This window comes from Erysipelatoclostridium sp. An15 (assembly GCF_002160675.1).
GTDB lineage: Bacteria > Bacillota_I > Bacilli_A > Erysipelotrichales > Coprobacillaceae > Thomasclavelia > Thomasclavelia merdavium.
In genome coordinates this window covers 1-2,264 of record NZ_NFLA01000098.1, presented here as the reverse complement: position 1 = coordinate 2,264, position 2,264 = coordinate 1, and the positions used below count along the sequence as shown (strand labels likewise).

Here is a 2,264-nt window from a genome sequence, read left to right as displayed (position 1 = left end):
TTGAAATGGATGATGAATCTGTAATTACATCAGGAGTAATTGAAAGAATCGGATTAGAAGATTCAATATTTACTATCAAATATCAAGGAGAAAAAAGTGTTACTACACAAAATATCAAACGGGTGTTTTACAGTTAGATAAAATTATTTTTTTTGAAACGCTTGATATAGCGTTGTTTTTTTGTCAAATTTTTTGTATTTCTTATTCGTACTTTTCGGTACTTTATGTTATAATAGTATCAGGAGGTGTCTCTTATGGCTAAACGTATCAAAACTACTAAATCTAAAAATTCTGAATCTTATTGCATCATCGATGACTATACTAATCCTTTGACCCATAAACGTTCTACTTTCATCGTTGAAAAGCTAGGTTCTCTTTCCAGTCTGAAGGAAAAATATAATACTGATTCCAAAGATGTCGTGATGAAACATCTTAATCAGCATCTTGAAATACTCAAGGAACTTGATAAAGATGAAAAATCTCCTGTCGATATTCTTCTTCATCCTCAAAAAATTATCGAAAAAAATGACATTCGCCTATTCAATATCGGCTATCTTTATCTAAGAAACATTCTTTCTTCTCTTGGTTTAAAGAATATTTCTAAAATTATTTCTGAATCATATCATTTTAAATTTGATCTTTATTCCATTATCGCCGATCTTGTCTGTGCAAGAATAATTTATCCCGGATCTAAACGCTCTTCTTACCTGGATGCCCGTCATTTTATCGAGTCTCCTGAATATAAACTGGAAAATGTATATCGTTCTTTGCCTGTTATAGCTGATAACCGATATTTCATTGAAAGCCAGCTGTATAAAAACAGCAGAGACATATGCAAACGCAATGACAGTATCCTTTATTATGATTGCACCAATTTTTATTTTGAAATAGAAGATGAAAATGATATCTGTGAATATGGCAAAAGCAAGGAACATAGACCCAATCCTATCGTACAGTATGGCTTGTTCCTTGATGCAGACGGATTGCCGATTGCTGACTATGTCTTTAGCGGCAAAAGTAATGAACAGCCTTCACTGAGAGAACTTGAAAAAGAAATTGACAGGGATTTTGAATGCAGCAGATTTATAGTAGTTGCTGATGCCGGTTTGAATGGATGGGAAAACAAGATTTACAATGACAAAAAAAGGAATGGTGCTTATATCGTTACCCAGCCTGTCAAAGCGCTTAATAAGAAACTGAAGGAATGGGCACTGGAACCTGCTGGATGGAAAATCTTTGGAAGTGACCGGACATTTGATATCAGGGAACTTGAGGATGTAATAATTATTGACGGGAAAAGTTATAACATCCATGAATTAACATTTTATAAGGACAGATGGGTACCGGTAACCAAAAAAAGCGAGCTTACAGGCAGAAAAGAAACGATAGAAGAACATCTTATAATAAGCTACAGTACTAAATACAGAGATTATCAGAAAAGGATAAGAAACAAAAAACTCGAAAGGGCAGGAAAATTACTAAAAAATCCAGGGAATATAAAAAACAGAAATCAAAGAGATCCGAGATACTATATAACCAGACAATCAACTACCGCAGATGGTAAAAATGCTGATAAAGATCAGTACTGTATCGATATAAACAAAGTAGCCGAGGAAGAAAAATATGATGGATTTTATGGAGTTGTTACCGATTTAGAAGATGAAGATATATCATTGATCATCAAAGCAAACAAACAGAGATGGGAAATTGAAGAAAGCTTCATGATCATGAAAAGTGAACTTAAAACAAGACCAATGTATGTAACAGTAAAAGAATCTATTGAAGGACATCTTTTGACATGTTTTATAGCACTGCTGGTATACAGGATACTGGAAAAATGTTATCTGAAGGAAAAGTACACATCAGAAACATTAATAAAGTCATTAAGAGAAATGAATATAACACATCTTACTGGAAACTATTATGTTCCATCATTTACCAGAACAGAAATAACAGATGATCTGGCAGATATTTTTGGATTCCAGCCATCAAGAGAAGTGTTGACACAAAAATATTTAAAAAAATTTTCAAGAGTAGCAAATTCAAGAAAAAGTACGAAACTAAAATCAAAATCCGAATAAGTGAAAATGCCCATAAATTCAACGTTTATGGGCATTACGCTCTAAAATAACTGTAAAAGATAGGATCGAAATAGCAAGAAAAATAATAATTGAAGTATTATTTCCTTTTTACATTTTAATACTTTAATAAAAAGAAAATTAATAAACTCTTGCTTTTATCTAGAAATTTGAGAAAATGATGAT

At 32.2% G+C, this 2,264-nt stretch carries 1 protein-coding gene; it reads left to right on the top strand.

Annotated elements, in window-relative coordinates; all coding sequences use genetic code 11:
* Window positions 1-254 precede the first annotated feature (254 nt).
* Window positions 255-2,081: an IS1634 family transposase gene (locus tag B5E92_RS15105; RefSeq protein WP_087303517.1), complete on the top strand. Its 1,827-nt coding sequence runs from the start codon at window positions 255-257 to the stop codon at window positions 2,079-2,081.
* Window positions 2,082-2,264 lie beyond the last annotated feature (183 nt).